A 14,847-nucleotide genomic window follows, 5' to 3' on the forward strand; every position below is an offset into this window, starting at 1 on the left:
GTGCACACCGTCCGTCCCGGTACGAGAGGGGATCGTCACCATGCGCAACCGTGAATCCTGAAGCGACGCGGGCCCGGGTGGGGCCGCTCAGGCGGTCGCGCCGCCGTCGACCACCAGGTCGTGGCCGACCGTGAACCCCGCCTCGTCCGAAGCCAGCCACAGCACCGCTGCGGCCACTTCGGCGGTGGCACCCACCCGGCCCAGCGGAAGCGCGGACTTGAGCCGCTCGGCGCGATCGGCGTCCGTCTCGCCGGGCCGCAGCGACATCCCGGTGTCCGTCGGACCCGGGCTGACGGCGTTCACACGGATGCCCTCGGCGATGTGGTCGCGCGCCGCGGTGCGGGTCAGCACGCTCACCGCGGCCTTCGACGCCGCGTAGGCCGCCATGCCGGGGATCCGGCCGTGCGAGCCGATGTTCGACGCCATGTTGACGATCGCGCCGCCGCCGTGCGCCCGCATGTGGGCGATCTCGTGCTTCATGCACAGCCAGGTGCCGGTGAGGTTGGTGCCGATCACCGCGTCGAAGACGTCCTCGCGCAGGTCGCCGGTGGCCGCCGGCTCGCCGAGGATGCCGGCGTTGTTGAACGCGACGTCCAGCGCGCCGTGCCGCGCGACGACCGTCTCGACCGTGCGCGCGACGTCCGCGGAGTCGGTGACGTCCGCGACGATCGCGCTCGCCGAGCCGCCGATCTCCTTGACCGTCGAGGCGAGCCGCTGCTCGTCGCGCCCGGCGACGACCACGGTCGCGCCCTCGTCGGCGAACGCGCGTGCCGTCGCCCGTCCGATGCCCGAGCTGCCGCCCGTCACCAGGACGACCTTGCCCGCGAAGCGTGCCCCCATGAGTGCCTTCTTTCTGGTCCGATCATTCTTGAATGAGTAAACGCATCGCCTGTGAGACGGCCGCCTTCAGCCGGCTCGCCGCGTCCGTGCCCTTGCCCAGGACGCGCAGGCCCTGGAGCACGGTGAGCAGGAACCGGGCCAGCGTCGCCGGATCACTGCCGCCGGGGAGTTCGTCCTGGGCCTTCGCGCGTTCCAGTGCCATCGTGAGCGCCACCTCGAGGGTGTCCCAGCTGCGCTCGACGACCCGCGCGACCTCCGGGTCGCGGGGGAGAAGCTCGACGGCGGCGTTGACGACGAAGCAGCCGATGGGGCCGGCTTCGCCCAGGATGTCGGCGACGTAGCTCTCCAGCAGTCCGCGCACAGCGGCCACACCGGAGCCCGGTCGCGACAGGCTCGCGAGAACCCGCGCGTCGGTCTGCTCGGCGTAGCGCTTCAACGCCGTGACGTAGAACGCGTGCTTCGTGCCGAAGGTGGCGTACAGGCTCGCCTTGGCGACGCCGAGGTGCGTGACGAGGTCGCTGACCGACGTCGCCTCGTAGCCGTGACGCCGGAAGAGCGCCAAGGCGGCGTCACAGGCTTCGTCGACGTCGAACTCCTTGACCCGGGACATGATCAAAACCCTAGCGCTATCGAGAACGCTCGGTCAAATATGCAGACGGCGGTGTGTCGCGTCCGGTGACGCCGTGTGCGGTGGCACTATGGCTGCTCTGACCGGCCTGAGGGGGTGCGCGATGCAGGATCCGCCACAGCTGACGCTGCCGCCGACGGTCGTCGCCACCCACTTGCGCTCGTGTGCCGAGGAACTCGCCGCCGGCCTGCGCTGCGGCGGCCCGGGCGCCACCACGGCCGAGCTCACCGACGTCGTCGCCCAGCTGGTCGCCGGGCAGGAGGCCATCTCCCACGCGCTCGCCGGGCTCGCCCGCCGCGTCGAGACCGGTTCGGAGGCTCTCGCCGCGGCGCCGCCACTGGACGTCGAGGTCGTCGCCGAGGTGCTGCGCGAGGCGGCCATCGCGGCCCGCTGCTCGGCCGAGGCGCTCGACGAGGTCACGCCGTCGTTCGAATGCGTGAGCGAATCCGTCGCGCCCGACACCCGTTTGTAGCTGTCGTCCCGCAAGGCCGCCCGCCTAGCCTGGAGCTGCGGAGGTGGCTCCTATGCGGGCGGTGTGGACGGGCACGATCGGGTTCGGCAGTTACGCCATTCCGGTGAAGGCGTACAGCGCGACCGAGGAGCACGAGATCCCGCTGCACCAGGTGCACAGCACCGACGGCGGCCGCGTCCGGGTGAAGCGCGTCTGCGAGGTCGACGGCGCCGAGGTGCCGCCCGAGCAGATGATCCGGGGCTACCCGGTCCCCGGTGGTGACGTCGTGCTGCTGTCGGACCACGAGCTCGCGTCGCTGCCGATGCCCGGCCGCACGATCGACATCCGCGGCTTCACGCCGCTGGCCGACGTCGACCCGATCTGGTTCGCGAAGACCTACTTCCTCGAGCCCGAGCCGGCCGGGACGAAGCCGTACGTGCTGTTCAGCGAGGCCCTGCAGCAGTCGGGCCGGATCGCGCTGGTCACCGTCGCGCTGCGCCGCCGTGAGGTGCTCGGCGCGCTGCGGGTGCGCGACCAGGTGCTCGTCCTGGAAACGATGCTGTGGCCGGACGAGGTGCGCACGCCGGACTTCCCCTTCCGGCACGCGGACGTCGACATCCGGCCCGGCGAGCTGCGGCGCGCGGTGAGCTTGGTCGAGGAGCTGACCGGCGAGTTCGACCCCGGTCGCTACCCCGACCGTTACCGCGAGGCGCTCGACGCGTTGATCCGGTCGAAGATCGACGGCGCCGAGGTCGTCCAGCCGACGGCCGCCGAGCAGTCCGAGGGCGTCACCCGGCTGCTGGCGGCGCTGCAGGAGAGCGCGGCCGAGGCGGAGGACGAGCGCACCGCGGCCGTCACGAAGGCGCGCGCCGCCGCGGCTCGCGCGGCGAAGGCGCGTACGACGGCGAAGCGAGCCGCGTCGCGTAGCCGCTCGAAGACGTCTTGAGTAGTACTACCCACGGGTAATTGAGGGTTCTCCCACTGCTGGCAGCCGCCGCACCGCGGCAGACTTCGTCCTGCCAGCGGATGCCGGAACCGCTGGTGAGGGGGTCCGGACGGCCCCTGGGGAGGTGTGCCGTCCAGACCAAGGGTTCCGGGGCGGATCGCTGGAGGAGCGGTCCGTTCCCGGGACCCGCACCGCGGGGAGGCGGTGCGAAAAGGGGGAGTCTTGAAGGCTGCCGCGGAGGGGTCGAGGGGTCTCCGCGGCAGCTTTCAAGCGACTCAAGCGTCCGCCACGCGCATCATCAGCTCCGACGCCAGCCGCAGCAGCTGCCGCTCCGTCGGGGACAGCGTCGACTCCATCGCCGCCGCCAGCCAGCGTTCCCGTTGGATGCTGTACTCCCGCAGCACCGCCAGCCCGGCCGGGGTGATGCGGATCAGCGAGCGGCGTCCGTCGTCCGGGTCGGGGGTGCGGGTGACCAGCTCGCGCTCGGTCACCCACGCCAGGATCCGGGTAAGGGACTGCGGCTGCAGCCGCTCCGCCGCCGCCAGCTCCGACGGTGTGTGCGTGCCCGCCCGGTACAGCCTGCTCAGCACCGCCAGCACCGCCGGGCCCGGGCCGCTCGGGTCGCGCTCGGCGCGCATCCGCCAGTTCAGCCGCCCGACGCCCTCGCGCACCTGCCGCGCCAGGTCGGCCAGCTCGGGGTCCGCGCTGACCGGCGAAACGACGTCGGATTCGGGGTGCATGCGCCCAGATTAGGCGGTTCCGCGCACCAGCCGGGCGTAGCGGCCGTCGCGCGCCAGCAGTTCGCCGTGCGTGCCGCGCTCCACGATCCGGCCCTCGTGCAGCACGACGATCTGGTCCGCGTGCTCCACAGTGGACAGCCGGTGCGCGATCGTCAGCGTCGTGCGTCCCGTGGCGAGGCGGTCCAGCTCGGCCTGCACCGACCGCTCGGTGCGGTTGTCGAGCGCGCTGGTCGCCTCGTCGAGGATCAGCACCGGCGGGTTGCGCAGCAGGATCCGCGCGATCGCCATCCGCTGCTTCTCGCCGCCGGAGAAGCGGTAGCCGCGCTGGCCGACGACCGTGTCGTACCCCTCGGGCAGCCCGGCCAGGGTGTCGTGGATGTGCGCGGCCTTCGCGGCCGCCTCGATCTCCTCGTCGGTCGCGTCCGGCTTCGCGAAGCGCAGGTTCTCCCGCACGGTGTCGTGGAACAGGTAGGTCTCCTGCGACACCGTCCCGACGCCCGCGGCCAGCGACGCCAGGGTGACGTCGCGGACGTCGGTGCCGTCGATCTCCACCGAGCCGGACGTCACCTCGTAGAGCCGCGCCACGAGGTACGCGAGCGTCGTCTTGCCCGAGCCGGTCGAACCGACGAGCGCCGTGGTCGTCCCCGCCGGGACGTCGAGGTCGATGTCCTTCAGCGTGAGCGGCCCGTCCTCGTCGTACCGGAAGGAGACGTCCCGCATGGAGACGGTGCCCTCGCGCACGGAAAGCGTGCCGGCGCCCGGCTTGTCGCTGATCTCCACGCCCAGGTCGAGCACCTCGAAGATCCGGCCGAACAGCGCCTTCGACGTCGCCACGTTCTGCCCTATCGTCTGCATCGCGCTGGCCGGCGTCACCAGCCGGTTGAGCATGCTGGTGAAGGCCACGACGGTGCCGAGCGAGATCGGCGACGCGCCGCCCGCGAGCGCCAGCCCGGCGATCCAGTACACCAGCGCCGGGATGACGGTGAGGCTCATCGCCCGCGACGCGGTCTGCCAGCGCCCGGCCAGCGCGGCGGCCCGTTCCAGCGACGCGATCTCCCGCGACTCGGCCCCGAAGCGCTCCCGCATGGCCTTCTCGTTGCCCATCGTCTTGGCGAGCAGCACACCGGTGACCGACAGGGACTCCTCGACCATCGTGGTCAGCCGGGCCATCCGCCGGGTCCGGCCGCGGGCCAGCGTCCGCCGCTTCTTGCCGAGCCGGAGCGTGAACAGCAGGAAGAGCGGAACGACGATCAGCGAGAGCAGCGCGAGCTGCCAGTCGAGCACGACCAGCGCCACCGTGATGGCGATCGTCGTGGTGGCGTTCTGCACCACCGACCCGGCGGTCGTGGTGATGACGTTGTCGACGCCGCCGATGTCGTTGAACACCCGCGAGAGCACTTCGCCGCTCTTCGTCCGGGTGAAGAACCCGAGCGACATCCGCTGCAGGTGGCCGTAGACCGACACGCGCAGCTCGTTCATCACGCGCTGGCCGATGGTGTTGGACAGCCCGGTCGTCGCGACGCCGAGGGAGCCGCTGCCGACCGCGCAGACGATCATCCCCGCGGCCAGGGCGCTGATCAGCAGCGTGTCGCGGTGCGGGAGGGCGTCGTCGAGGATCTCGCGCAGGAGGAACGGCGAGACGACGCCGAGCCCGGCCTGCAGGACGATCAGCGCGAACAGCGCGGCGAGGGGCCGGCGGTGCGGGCGGAAGAGGCCGGCGATCCGCCGCAGCGGGACCGGTTCGTCGGCGTCGGAGGCCGGTTCGGCGAGCGACGGCCGGGCTCTGGTCGCGGAAGTCATACACACATGTTTACCGAATCCTGCTCGGTCGACCAGTGAATTTCCGAAATTAAAGCCGATTTTAGGGAGACGTCGCGCGCGACGTAGTACACCTATGTGTACTAATCGCGTGCGCGACTTTCGCGTACCCGCGAGGTGGGAGACCCGGAGCGACTACTCTGGGAGAGGCCGGCCCGGTCCGGCGCGCCACTCTCGACCCAGCTGGAGCGTGCACACCCGTGTTCGACACCCTGTCCGATCGGCTCACCGCCGCCCTTCAGACGCTCACGCGCAAGGGCCGGCTGTCCGACGCCGACATCGACGCCACCGCGCGCGAGATCCGCATCGCGCTGCTGGAGGCCGACGTCGCCCTCGGCGTGGTCAAGACCTTCATCGCGAGGATCAAGGAACGGGCGAAGGGCGCCGAGGTCTCCCAGGCGCTCAACCCCGCGCAGCAGGTCGTCAAGATCGTCAACGAGGAGCTCGTCGGGATCCTCGGCGGCGAGACCCGGCGGCTCAACCTGGCGAAGACCCCGCCGACCGTGATCATGCTCGCCGGCCTCCAAGGCGCCGGTAAGACGACGCTGGCCGGCAAGCTCGCGATGTGGCTGAAGAAGCAGGGCCACGCGCCGCTGCTGGTCGCCTGCGACCTCCAGCGCCCGAACGCCGTCACGCAGCTGCAGGTGGTCGGCGAGCGCGCCGGCGTCACGACGTTCGCGCCCGAGCCGGGCAACGGCGTCGGCGACCCGGTCGACGTCGCCCGCCGCGCCATCGCCGAGGCGAAGCACGCGCAGTACGACGTCGTCGTCGTCGACACCGCGGGCCGCCTGGGCGTCGACGAAGAGCTGATGAAGCAGGCCGCGGACATCCGCGACGCCGTCCAGCCGGACGAGACCCTGTTCGTCGTCGACGCGATGATCGGCCAGGACGCCGTGACCACGGCCGAGGCGTTCCGCGACGGCGTCGGCTTCACCGGTGTCGTGCTCACCAAGCTCGACGGCGACGCCCGCGGTGGTGCCGCGCTGTCGGTCCGCGAGGTCACCGGCCAGCCGATCCTCTTCGCCTCCAACGGCGAGAAGCTCGAGGACTTCGACACCTTCCACCCGGACCGGATGGCGTCGCGGATCCTCGGCATGGGCGACATGCTGACCCTGATCGAGCAGGCCGAACAGGCCTTCGACCAGGACCAGGCCGAGAAGGCCGCCGCGAAGCTGTCCAGCGGCCAGCTCACCCTGGAGGACTTCCTCGAGCAGATGCTCGCGGTCCGCAAGATGGGCCCGATCGGCAACCTGCTCGGCATGCTGCCCGGCGCCGGTCAGATGAAGGACCAGCTGGCCCAGGTCGACGACAAGCACCTGGACAAGCTGCAGGCGATCATCCGCGGCATGACCCCGGCCGAGCGCGACGACCCGAAGATGATCAACGGCTCGCGCCGCCTGCGCATCGCCAACGGCTCCGGCGTCTCCGTGCGCGAGGTCAACGACCTGGTCAACCGGTTCTTCGAGGCTCGCAAGATGATGGCCCAGATGGCCGGCCGGTTCGGCTTCGGCGGCGGGGGCGGCGGCTCCAAGTCGCGCAAGGGCAAGAAGGGCAAGAAGGGACGCGGTCCCACACAGCCCAAGGTCCGCGGCGGCTTCCCCGGCGGCATGCCGATGCTGCCCCCGGGCGGTCAGATGCCGGGCGGCATGCCCGACCTGTCCAAGCTCGGCGGGATGAACGACGTCCCGGGCTTCGACCCGTCGAAGTTCAAGCTGCCGAAGAACCCCAAGGACAATTGAGCACCGCGCTCCACGCCGCCGGGGTGATCCTGCCCGGCGGCGAGTCCGGGGAACTCTGGATCACCGGCGGCCGGATCTCGTTCGAACCGGTGCCCGGCGCCGAGACGCTCGCCCGTGACGTCTTCCTGGTGCCCGGGCTGGTCGACGCGCACTGCCACCCCGGCATCGGCGTCCACGGGCCCGTCTCGCTCGAAGAAGCCGAGGCCCAGGCCGTCACCGACCGCGACGCGGGCACGCTGCTGATCCGCGACTGCGGCCTGCCGATCGACGTCCGTCCGCTGCAACGGCGAGCGGACCTGCCGACGATCATCCGCGCCGGGCAGCACCTCGCCCTGACCAAGCGCTACATCCCCGGCCTGGGCATCGAGCTGGACGACCCGTCCCAGCTGCCCGCCGCCGTCGCCGAACAGGCGAAGGACGGCGACGGCTGGGTCAAGCTGGTGGGGGACTGGATCGACCGCGGTGTCGGCGACCTCGCGCCGCTGTGGCCGGACGACGTCCTCGCCGAAGCCGTCGCGGTCGCGCACCAGCACGGCGCCCGCGTCACGGCGCACGTGTTCGGCGAGGCCGCGCTGCCGGGACTGCTCGCGTCCGGCATCGACTGCCTCGAGCACGGCACCGGACTGAGCGCCGATCAGCTGTCCGAGCTGGCCCGCCACGACGTCGCGCTGGTGCCGACGCTGATCAACATCGAGAACTTCCCGGGCATCGCGGACAAGGCCGGCAGATACCCGGCGTACGCGGACCACATGCGCGCGCTGCACGCCGGCGTCGGCGAGATGGTCTCCGCGGCCATCGAAGTGGGCGTCCGCGTCTTCGCGGGCAGCGACGCGGGCGGCATGGTCGAGCACGGCAGGCTCGTCGACGAGATCGAGGCGCTGCACGGCGCGGGCATGACCCGGGAGCAGGCCCTCGCGAGCGCGTCCTGGGCCGCCCGCGACTGGCTCGGGCACCCCGGCATCACCGACGGCGCGCCCGCGGACCTGCTCGTCTACGCGAGCGATCCGCGCGACGACCTCGGCGTCCTCCGGCATCCGGAGCACATCGTCCTCGGCGGCGTCGTGTACGCATGACCCCCGCTGTTTTCCTTGCGGGGTCGGCACTTTAGCGTTGGGTGCGTGACGGACGACGACGGCGCACGGCGCGTGCTGGGGGCGCACTGGTGTTTCGTGGCGTTCTTCGCCGGGATCGCCGGCTACTACCTGATCAACCTGATCATCGCCGCGGCGGTCAACCGCAACGTCGGTGAGTTCGACCCCCTCGAGCTGCGGGACATCGGGCCGCTCCTGCTGCTGGCCTTCGTGCCCAACCTGCTGCTCGGCCTCGGCCCGGCCGCCGGCTCCTGGCTCTGGGGCCACGGCCTGCGCGCCGACTTCGGGATCACGCCGACCTGGCGCGACGTCCGGATCGGCCTCGCCTGCGGCGCGCTGGCGCTCGTCGTCGGTTACGGGCTCAACCTCGTGCTGATCGCGGTCTACGGCGCCGACGACGTCTCCGACAGCCCGCTCACCGACCTCGCGGACACCTTCGACGGAGACACGGTCTGGCTCGTGCTGGCCGCGGTGATCGTCATCGCGGGCGCCCCGCTCACCGAGGAACTGCTGGTCCGCGGCACGCTCTGGAAGGCGCTGTCGTTCCACCGGATCCCGCCGTGGGCGGTGCTCGTGCTCACCGCGCTGGTGTTCGCCCAGCTGCACGGCGAGCCGACGCGCACGATCGCGCTGTTCGGCCAGGGCCTCGCGATCGGGCTGGCCCGGCACCTGTCCGGCCGAGTGAGCGCCGGGGTCATCGCGCACGCGGCCAACAACCTGCCGCCCGCGGTGCTGCTGTTCGTCGCGCACTGAAGTGCTTGCGAAGATCGTGGACAGTAGTTGGACGGATACTGTGCGATCACATTCCGGCCGCTAGGCTCGGAGGCAGGAGCCGAGCGACCCGCGGAGGGCAGGCGTGACCACTTCCCAGCCTCGGGAGCCCCTTCCCGACGCACTGCCTCCCCCCGAAGAGCCCGCCGACGCCACGGCGTTCCTGGCGTCGCCGCCCGCGCACCGCTGGGGGTTCGGGGCGTTCCTGCTCGTCGAAGTGGTCCTGCTGGCCTCGGCCGCGTTCGTGTCCGTGCTGGTCGGCGACACCGGCCCCGGCCCGCTGCCGATCCGCGTCGTGCTGCTGGGCACGATGCTGCCGACGATGATCGCGGCCGCCGTCGCGGTGCTGGTCACCTACGTGCGCGGCAACGGGCCGCTCGTCGACCTGCGGATCGAGTGGCGCTGGGCCGACGTGCGCGTCGGCTTCAAGTACGGCTGCATCGGCCTCGTCTTCACCACCGTCGCCGCCTACCTCTGGACGCGGCTGGTCGGCGACGCGAACGCGACGTCCGCGATCAGCTCCCTGGTCGAGGACCGGCAGATGTCGGTGTCGGCGGCCGTCGTGATGTTCGTCTACCTCTGGCTGCTCGGCCCGATCTGCGAAGAGGTCATCTACCGCGGCCTGCTCTGGGGCGCGGCGGAACGGCTGCAGTGGCGCAGCGAGCGCTGGGGCCGCGTCGCCGCGTTCCTGCTGTCGACGGCGGTGTTCGCGGCCAGTCACCTCGAACCCCTGCGCACCACCCTGCTGCTGGTCATCGCGGTGCCGATCGGCTTGGCGCGGCTCGTCACCGGACGGCTGCCGGCGAGCATCGTCGCGCACCAGGTGAACAACTTCCTCCCGGCGCTCACCATCCTGCTCGGGGCGCTGGGCGTGGCCTCTTTCTGAGGCCACTTTCAGAGGTGCCGGACCCCGTCTGGCAGAATGGTGCACTGCCTGCTTCCGCCGGACCCTCTCACCGCGCGAAAGCTGTGACCTTCGGGTGCCCGCTTCCGTGTCCCCACTCGGACCGCGTGCGCCCACCCCAGCACCAGAGAGATTTGAGGAGTACCCACACCCGTGGCCGTCAAGATCAAGCTGCAGCGCCTCGGCAAGATCCGTGCGCCGTACTACCGCATCATCGTCGCCGACGCGCGCACCCGCCGGGACGGCAAGGCCATCGAGACGATCGGCAAGTACCACCCGAAGGAGGAGCCGAGCCTCATCGAGGTCGTCTCCGAGCGTGCCCAGTACTGGCTGGGTGTCGGCGCGCAGCCGACCGAGCCGGTCCAGCGTCTCCTCGAGATCACCGGTGACTGGCAGAAGTACAAGGGCCTGCCGGGCACCGAAGGCACCCTGAAGGTCGCTGAGCCGAAGCCGTCCAAGCAGGACCTGTTCAACGCCGCACTGGCCGCGGCCGGCGAGGAGCCCTCCACCGAGGCCACCACGCCGAAGAAGAAGTCCGCCCCCAAGAAGGCCGAGGCCGAGAAGGCCGAAGCCGCCGAGGGTGAGAAGGCCGAGTGAGCTTTCTGGCTGACTCCCTCGAGCACCTGGTGCGCGGGATCGTCGACAACCCGGACGAGGTCCGGGTCGAGCTGCTGACCACGCGTCGTGGCCGCACGCTCGAGGTGCACGTGCACCCCGACGACCTCGGCAAGGTGATCGGCCGGGGCGGACGCACCGCGACCGCCCTGCGCACCGTCATGGGCGGCATCGGTGGCCGCGGCGTCCGCGTGGACGTCGTCGACACCGACCGCTGATCCGGGTCTTTCAGAGAACGGTCAGATGGACGTCGTAGCAGGCCGTATCGCCAAAGCGCACGGAATCCGCGGGGAACTCGCGGTGGACGTGCGCACGGATTCGCCGGAAGAGCGGTTCAAGGTCGGTGCGGTCGTCACGACGAAGCTGCGCGACGGCAGCAAAAGGGATCTCACCATCGCAGCCGCCCGCGAACACAGCGGGCGGCTGCTGGTGCGTTTCGAGGAGGTCTTGACCCGCGACGTCGCCGAGACGCTGCGCGGCGCCCTCCTGCTCGTCGACACCGACGCGCTGCCGCCGACGACCGACCCCGACGAGTTCTACGACCACGAGCTGGCCGGCCTGCGGGCCGAGCTGCTCGACGGGACCGTCGTCGGCAAGGTCGTCGAGGTCGTCCACTCGCCCGCGGGCGAGCTCCTCGAGCTGGACGTCGACGGCCGTGACGTGCTGGTCCCGTTCGTCCGGGCGATCGTCCCCACGGTGGACGTCGCGGGCGGGCGAGTCGTCCTGGATCCGCCCGAAGGGCTCCTGGACGCCGAATGAGGATCGACGTCGTCACGATCTTTCCCGAGTACCTCGACCCGCTGCGCGCCGCGCTGCTGGGCCGGGCGATCGACCGCGGCCTGATCGAGGTCGGCGTGCACGACCTGCGCGAATGGACCCACGACGTCCACCGCGCGGTCGACGACGCGCCGTACGGCGGCGGCCCCGGCATGGTCATGAAGCCGCAGATCTGGGGCCCGGCACTGGACGACGTCTGCCGTCCGGAGACCCGCCTGGTCGTGCCGACGCCGGCCGGGCGGCCCTTCACCCAGGAGCTCGCGCACGCGTACGCCGAGGAGAAGCACCTGGTCTTCGCGTGCGGCCGGTACGAGGGCATCGACCAGCGCGTCGTCGACGACGCCGCCCGCCGGATGCCGGTGGACGAGGTGTCGATCGGCGACTACGTCCTGGTCGGCGGCGAGGCGGCGGTGCTCGTCATGGTCGAGGCCGTCGTCCGGCTGCTGCCCGGGGTGCTTGGCAACGTCCGTTCGGCCGCCGAGGACTCCTTCTCCGACGGACTGCTCGAAGGACCCAGCTACACGCGTCCCGAGGTCTGGCGGGACCTGGCGGTGCCCGACGTCCTGCGGTCCGGCAACCACGCGCTGATCGACCGCTGGCGGCGCGACCAGGCCCTGGAACGCACCGCCCGCCGGCGCCCCGATCTCCTGGCGCAGCTGCCGGAAGGTAGCCTCGGCAAGCACGATCGCGGGGTCCTGGAGGGCCTGGATCCCGAGCAGGCGCAGGGGCCGGTGCTTCCGCCGGAACCCGGTCTGTAATACTTGACAGGTTGGCGTGAGTGGACTTCCTCGTTCACGAGCCCGCCATCAGCCCCCTGGGTCGCCCGCAGCGGCACCGTTGCGCGCCTGGGGGATGTGTACGCAAGCCATACGAAGACGAGGACGGACCACCGATGAACACCCTGGACGCGCTGGACAAGCAGTCACTGCGTTCCGACATCCCGGCCTTCCGCCCGGGCGACACGCTCAAGGTGCACGTCCGCGTCATCGAGGGCAACCGTGAGCGCAACCAGGTCTTCCAGGGCGTCGTGATCCGCCGTCAGGGCGGCGGCATCCGGGAGACCTTCACCGTGCGCAAGGTCTCCTTCGGTGTCGGCGTGGAGCGCACCTTCCCGGTGCACTCGCCGAACGTGGCCGAGGTCGAGGTCCACAAGCGCGGCGACGTGCGGCGCGCGAAGCTGTACTACCTGCGCGACCTGCGCGGCAAGAAGGCCAAGATCAAGGAGCGCCGCGAGAACCGCGAGACGGCTTCGGCTAACTGAGCCATCACCCGGTACCGGTAGCCTGACGACGTGGCCGAACCCGTGTCCCAGAACGCTCCTGAGGATGACCCCGATCGCTCCGAGGAGGACCAGCCCCGCCGGTCCCGCTCCGAGGAGCGCGGGGGCGCCCGCCGCAGGCGCGCCAAGCCCGCCAAGAAACGGTCGTTCTGGAAGGAACTGCCGATCCTGCTCGTGATCGCCCTGGTGCTCACGATCTTGATCCAGACATTCCTGGCGAAGGTCTTCATGATCCCTTCGGGGTCGATGGAAGCCACGCTCCACGGGTGCCCCGGCTGCACCGGTGACCGGATCCTCGTGGACCGCGTCACCTACGACTTCACCGAGCCCGGACCGGGCGACGTCGTCGTCTTCAAGGGCCCGCCGGCGTGGGTCAACAACGAGATCCCGCCGCAGGAGTCGAGCAACATCGTGGTCCGCGGTCTCCGTGGCCTCGGTTCGCTGGTCGGGTTCGCCCCGCCGGACGAGCGCGACTTCGTCAAGCGCGTGATCGCGGTCGGCGGCCAGACCGTCCAGTGCTGCGACCCGCAGGGCCGGGTCATCGTGGACGGCAAGGCGCTCGACGAGCCGTACGTCCACTGGGAGGACCCGTCCGACCAGGCGGAGAAGCCCTTCGAGCCGGTCAAGGTCCCCGCGGGGATGGTCTGGGTCATGGGCGACAACCGCAACAACTCCGACGACTCGCGGTTCCAGGGCGGCGGCGGCGTGAACGGCGCGGTCCCGGTCGACAACATCATCGGCAAGGCGCGGATCATCGTCCTGCCGCCGGGCCGGTGGGGCGGGATCACCGACCACAACCCGCAGGAAACGGCCCAGCCGGTCGCGCTCGGCGCGCCGGCGTGGCAGAGCGGGGTCCCGCTCGGCGCCGGGATCGCGGGCGCTTGGCCCGCGCTGTTCCTCGGGCGCAAGCTCAAGTCCGGACTGCGCCGGGCGGCCGGGCGGAAGAGCTAGCCACCCGGACGTGCGGCAGACGGGTGATGCAGCCTTGACAGTTCCCGTTCCCCTCACCGCGGCCGAGCCGATCCGGCCGCCGCGGGCCGTGGTGCGCGGCGACCTCTTCTGGGGTCTGCAGGGCGCGCTCGACCGCCGTGGCCTCGGCCCGGTCGCCGGTGTGGACGAAGCCGGCGCCGGGGCGTGCGCGGGGCCGCTGGTGGTCGCCGCCTGCGTCCTCAAGCAAGGCGACGCGGCGAAGCTCACCGAGCTGACGGACTCGAAGCTGATGACGGCCAAGGCGCGGGACCGGGTCTACGACCTGGTCCTCGCCCGGGCCGTCGACTACTCGGTGATCGTCATCCCGCACGAGGAGATCGACCTCTACGGCATTCGGGTGATGAACTTCGAGGGCATGCGCCGCGCCGCGGCGGCCCTGCGCGTGTCGCCGGGCTACGTCCTCACCGACGGGTTCCGCATCCCCGGGCTGACCGCCCCGAACGCCGCGGTGATCAAGGGCGACCGGACGGTGGCCTGCATCGCGGGCGCGTCGGTGCTGGCGAAGGTGACCCGAGACCGCATCATGGCCGGTCACCACGACGAGCTGCCGCACTACGGATTCGACGTGCACAAGGGTTACAGCACGTCGGACCACCTGGCGGCGCTGCGCGAACACGGTCCCAGCGACGTCCACCGCTGGTCGTACACGAACGTCGCCACGGCGGCGATCGCGCACGGCATGCGCCCCGCGCGGCCGGTCGTGCTGACCTACGCCGCACTGGAGAAAGCCATGGAGAAGGACGCCGGAGCCGGGCTGGCCGCCGTCCTCGACGAAGCACTGGACCCGCAACTCAGCCTGCCGCTGCATGCCCCGGGCGCCGGCGTAGGTCACAATGAACGCTCCGCCGGCGGAGCAGGAGCACGATCCCGAGGAGGGGCGCGGATTTCATGAGCGCAGAGGATCTCGAGAAGTACGAGACCGAGATGGAGCTCTCGCTGTACCGCGAGTACCGCGACATCGTCGGCCAGTTCTCGTACGTGGTGGAGACCGAGCGGCGGTTCTACCTGGCCAACGCGGTGGACGTCCAGGTCCGCGACGGCGGTGGCGAGGTGTACTTCGAGGTCCGCATGTCCGACGCGTGGGTCTGGGACATGTACCGCCCCGCCCGGTTCGTCAAGCACGTGCGAGTGATCACCTTCAAGGACGTCAACGTCGAAGAGCTCGACAAGCCGGACCTCCGGCTTCCCGAGGACGGCCCGTTCTCGGGCTGAGCAAGCACGTCAAACCGGCGAAACCGCGCTGAACCGGCGCGGTTTC

At 71.0% G+C, this 14,847-nt stretch carries 18 protein-coding genes; 14 read left to right on the plus strand and 4 right to left on the minus strand.

Annotation, left to right across the window (positions count from 1 at the left end):
• Positions 1-87: 87 nt before the first annotated feature.
• Positions 88-840, minus strand: a complete 753-nt coding sequence (locus tag VA596_RS42560; RefSeq protein WP_323335411.1) for a glucose 1-dehydrogenase — start codon at positions 838-840, stop codon at positions 88-90.
• 22 nt (positions 841-862) lie between these two features.
• Entirely contained in the window at positions 863-1,450 is a 588-nt protein-coding gene (locus VA596_RS42565; RefSeq protein ID WP_323335412.1) for a TetR/AcrR family transcriptional regulator, read from the minus strand.
• 121 nt (positions 1,451-1,571) lie between these two features.
• Here VA596_RS42565 and VA596_RS42570 point away from each other — a divergent pair, with 121 nt between their 5' ends.
• Together VA596_RS42570 and ku are read left to right on the plus strand one after the other, a co-directional pair.
• The gene (locus VA596_RS42570; RefSeq protein ID WP_323335414.1) at positions 1,572-1,940 is read left to right on the plus strand and encodes a hypothetical protein; all 369 of its coding nucleotides are present in this window, start codon (positions 1,572-1,574) and stop codon (positions 1,938-1,940) included.
• Between the two features lie 52 nt (positions 1,941-1,992).
• Complete coding sequence (gene ku / locus VA596_RS42575; protein ID WP_323335416.1) at positions 1,993-2,865, plus strand: non-homologous end joining protein Ku; 873 nt, start codon at positions 1,993-1,995, stop codon at positions 2,863-2,865.
• Positions 2,866-3,140: 275 nt separating this feature from the next.
• Here the strand turns inward: ku and VA596_RS42580 are convergent, their stop codons facing one another.
• Complete coding sequence (locus tag VA596_RS42580; RefSeq protein ID WP_323335418.1) at positions 3,141-3,605, minus strand: MarR family winged helix-turn-helix transcriptional regulator; 465 nt, start codon at positions 3,603-3,605, stop codon at positions 3,141-3,143.
• Between the two features lie 9 nt (positions 3,606-3,614).
• Positions 3,615-5,405, minus strand: coding sequence for an ABC transporter ATP-binding protein (locus tag VA596_RS42585; RefSeq protein ID WP_323335420.1), 1,791 nt, complete (start codon positions 5,403-5,405; stop codon positions 3,615-3,617).
• 218 nt (positions 5,406-5,623) lie between these two features.
• On the opposite strand from VA596_RS42585, the gene ffh reads away from it, so the two are divergent.
• From ffh to VA596_RS42645, 12 genes are all read left to right on the plus strand, one after another.
• On the plus strand, positions 5,624-7,162 hold the full coding sequence (gene ffh, locus VA596_RS42590; RefSeq protein WP_323335422.1) for a signal recognition particle protein: 1,539 nt from the start codon (positions 5,624-5,626) through the stop codon (positions 7,160-7,162).
• Positions 7,159-8,235 carry an amidohydrolase family protein gene (locus VA596_RS42595; protein ID WP_323335424.1) on the plus strand — a complete coding sequence of 359 codons (1,077 nt, stop codon included), beginning with the start codon at positions 7,159-7,161 and terminating at the stop codon, positions 8,233-8,235. Before ffh ends, VA596_RS42595 begins: the two co-directional genes overlap by 4 nt.
• 45 nt (positions 8,236-8,280) lie before the next feature.
• Positions 8,281-9,006, plus strand: coding sequence for a CPBP family intramembrane glutamic endopeptidase (locus VA596_RS42600; protein WP_323335426.1), 726 nt, complete (start codon positions 8,281-8,283; stop codon positions 9,004-9,006).
• Positions 9,007-9,109: 103 nt separating this feature from the next.
• Positions 9,110-9,910: a CPBP family intramembrane glutamic endopeptidase gene (locus VA596_RS42605; protein WP_323335428.1), complete on the plus strand. Its 801-nt coding sequence runs from the start codon at positions 9,110-9,112 to the stop codon at positions 9,908-9,910.
• A 171-nt stretch (positions 9,911-10,081) separates the two neighbouring features.
• Complete coding sequence (gene rpsP, locus VA596_RS42610; RefSeq protein WP_323335429.1) at positions 10,082-10,525, plus strand: 30S ribosomal protein S16; 444 nt, start codon at positions 10,082-10,084, stop codon at positions 10,523-10,525.
• Positions 10,522-10,761, plus strand: coding sequence for an RNA-binding protein (locus VA596_RS42615; protein ID WP_003103110.1), 240 nt, complete (start codon positions 10,522-10,524; stop codon positions 10,759-10,761). Before rpsP ends, VA596_RS42615 begins: the two co-directional genes overlap by 4 nt.
• A gap of 25 nt (positions 10,762-10,786) precedes the next feature.
• Positions 10,787-11,302 (plus strand): ribosome maturation factor RimM, encoded by a 516-nt coding sequence (rimM, locus tag VA596_RS42620; RefSeq protein WP_323335435.1) that lies wholly within the window; start codon positions 10,787-10,789, stop codon positions 11,300-11,302.
• On the plus strand, positions 11,299-12,078 hold the full coding sequence (trmD, locus tag VA596_RS42625) for a tRNA (guanosine(37)-N1)-methyltransferase TrmD (protein WP_323335437.1): 780 nt from the start codon (positions 11,299-11,301) through the stop codon (positions 12,076-12,078). The genes rimM and trmD overlap by 4 nt, the downstream gene beginning before the upstream one ends.
• Positions 12,079-12,212: 134 nt before the next feature.
• Positions 12,213-12,581 (plus strand): 50S ribosomal protein L19, encoded by a 369-nt coding sequence (gene rplS / locus VA596_RS42630; RefSeq protein WP_155545319.1) that lies wholly within the window; start codon positions 12,213-12,215, stop codon positions 12,579-12,581.
• 30 nt (positions 12,582-12,611) lie between these two features.
• Positions 12,612-13,550: a signal peptidase I gene (gene lepB, locus VA596_RS42635; protein WP_323335439.1), complete on the plus strand. Its 939-nt coding sequence runs from the start codon at positions 12,612-12,614 to the stop codon at positions 13,548-13,550.
• A gap of 88 nt (positions 13,551-13,638) precedes the next feature.
• Complete coding sequence (locus VA596_RS42640) at positions 13,639-14,481, plus strand: ribonuclease HII (RefSeq protein WP_323335745.1); 843 nt, start codon at positions 13,639-13,641, stop codon at positions 14,479-14,481.
• Complete coding sequence (locus VA596_RS42645; RefSeq protein WP_003096226.1) at positions 14,478-14,801, plus strand: DUF2469 domain-containing protein; 324 nt, start codon at positions 14,478-14,480, stop codon at positions 14,799-14,801. Before VA596_RS42640 ends, VA596_RS42645 begins: the two co-directional genes overlap by 4 nt.
• Positions 14,802-14,847: the final 46 nt, after the last annotated feature.

This window comes from Amycolatopsis heterodermiae (genome assembly GCF_034929455.1).
In the GTDB taxonomy this organism is placed as follows: domain Bacteria; phylum Actinomycetota; class Actinomycetes; order Mycobacteriales; family Pseudonocardiaceae; genus Amycolatopsis; species Amycolatopsis heterodermiae.

What these genes read in the sequence shown, in the direction of transcription:
- VA596_RS42560 (WP_323335411.1), bottom strand. Translation starts at nt 840, where the DNA reads ATGGGGGCACGCTTCGCGGGCAAGGTCGTCCTGGTGACGGGCGGCAGC.
- VA596_RS42565 (WP_323335412.1), bottom strand. Translation starts at nt 1,450, where the DNA reads ATGTCCCGGGTCAAGGAGTTCGACGTCGACGAAGCCTGTGACGCCGCC.
- VA596_RS42570 (WP_323335414.1), top strand. Translation starts at nt 1,572, where the DNA reads ATGCAGGATCCGCCACAGCTGACGCTGCCGCCGACGGTCGTCGCCACC.
- ku (WP_323335416.1), top strand. Translation starts at nt 1,993, where the DNA reads ATGCGGGCGGTGTGGACGGGCACGATCGGGTTCGGCAGTTACGCCATT.
- VA596_RS42580 (WP_323335418.1), bottom strand. Translation starts at nt 3,605, where the DNA reads ATGCACCCCGAATCCGACGTCGTTTCGCCGGTCAGCGCGGACCCCGAG.
- VA596_RS42585 (WP_323335420.1), bottom strand. Translation starts at nt 5,405, where the DNA reads ATGACTTCCGCGACCAGAGCCCGGCCGTCGCTCGCCGAACCGGCCTCC.
- rimM (WP_323335435.1), top strand. Translation starts at nt 10,787, where the DNA reads ATGGACGTCGTAGCAGGCCGTATCGCCAAAGCGCACGGAATCCGCGGG.
- trmD (WP_323335437.1), top strand. Translation starts at nt 11,299, where the DNA reads ATGAGGATCGACGTCGTCACGATCTTTCCCGAGTACCTCGACCCGCTG.
- rplS (WP_155545319.1), top strand. Translation starts at nt 12,213, where the DNA reads ATGAACACCCTGGACGCGCTGGACAAGCAGTCACTGCGTTCCGACATC.
- VA596_RS42645 (WP_003096226.1), top strand. Translation starts at nt 14,478, where the DNA reads ATGAGCGCAGAGGATCTCGAGAAGTACGAGACCGAGATGGAGCTCTCG.